This is a genomic window from Halorubrum tibetense, from assembly GCF_042661865.1.
GTDB classification, from domain to species: domain Archaea; phylum Halobacteriota; class Halobacteria; order Halobacteriales; family Haloferacaceae; genus Halorubrum; species Halorubrum tibetense.
This window is the reverse complement of the sequence record NZ_JBHSWW010000691.1, coordinates 1-556: the sequence shown is the minus strand read 5'-3', so window position 1 is coordinate 556 and position 556 is coordinate 1. Positions and strand designations below refer to the sequence as shown.

The 556-nt window shown below is 47.7% G+C and carries 2 protein-coding genes; both read left to right on the top strand.

The features are described 5' to 3' along the window. Positions 1-218: hypothetical protein (locus ACFQEU_RS17780; protein WP_379784313.1), on the top strand; the 218-nt coding region annotated here is incomplete at its 5' end. 15 nt (positions 219-233) lie between these two features. Then, a partial coding sequence (locus tag ACFQEU_RS17775; RefSeq protein ID WP_379784311.1) for a hypothetical protein occupies positions 234-556 on the top strand: 323 nt, incomplete at its 3' end.

Below are 556 nucleotides of genomic sequence, written 5' to 3'. Positions count from 1 at the left end.
AAATAGAAGACAAAATTGTAAACCGACGTGTTCTTTTATTTAGAGACGATAGCGACGTAAAAGTAGTTGCTCGCTACGCCGCTGGCCAAAGCACCAGTTTGCAAAGCTTGATGGATAAAACCTCAAGCGCCGCAACCGGTGATAATAAGGGCGCAGACAGTGGTCGTTCTAATACGAAAAATGACAATAACGACGCGAAGAATGATCGTAAGCGTTAAGAAAAGTAGAAGATCATGACAACAGACTTAGTGACACAGACATCGACCGACGCACCCGCTGAGTTTGCTTTCGAGCAAGCAATAATAGAGGGGCTCTATCTTTATCCCTTGGCGGCTGAGGAAGCGGAAGGGGCTATAACCTATCAATGGCAAACCTACCAGCAGGGCAAGTGGTCTGATTTGTCGGACGGTGATGTTGAGCAGTTACAACAGGCGTTTACGTTATTGCCGGCACATGTTGTCGTAGTGCTTCCCTCTAGCAGTGTGGTTACCCGCCGTGTGACGGTGAGCGAAGTAGAGCGGCGGCACTATAAAAAGCTGATACCTTTTCAGCTTGA